The organism is Streptomyces beijiangensis, from assembly GCF_017315755.1.
GTDB lineage: Bacteria > Actinomycetota > Actinomycetes > Streptomycetales > Streptomycetaceae > Streptomyces > Streptomyces beijiangensis.
In genome coordinates this window covers 1-376 of sequence record NZ_JAFLRJ010001127.1, presented here as the reverse complement: position 1 = coordinate 376, position 376 = coordinate 1, and the positions used below count along the sequence as shown (strand labels likewise).

The window sequence follows — 376 nt, the reverse complement described above, 5'->3', positions numbered from 1 at the left end:
CTACAGCGGCACCGGCAAGAAGCTGTGGGAGTACGCGGCCCCGGCGTCGGCCGGCGACGTCGTCTTCGCGGACGTCTCGTTCGGCGACGGCCACCTCTACGCCCAGTACGCCCAGCCCGCCGGCGACGCGGCGGGCTCCATGACTCCCGGCGTGGCCGGGGTGCTGGGCGTACTGGGCGTAGAGGTGGCCGTCGCCGAACGAGACGTCCGCGAAGACGACGTCGCCGGCCGACGCCGGGGCCGCGTACTCCCACAGCTTCTTGCCGGTGCCGCTGTAGACCCGCACCTTGTCGGTGGCGACGACGATCTCGGCCTTGCCGTCGCCGTTGACGTCTGCGGCCTGGCCGGAGCGGACGAACTGGCCGCCGCCGTCGAT

The 376-nt window shown here is 72.9% G+C and carries 1 protein-coding gene; it reads right to left on the bottom strand.

The features are described from left to right. Positions 1–376, bottom strand: a 376-nt coding sequence (locus J0695_RS40855; RefSeq protein WP_206969857.1) for an FG-GAP repeat domain-containing protein, incomplete at both ends; no start/stop codon positions are given.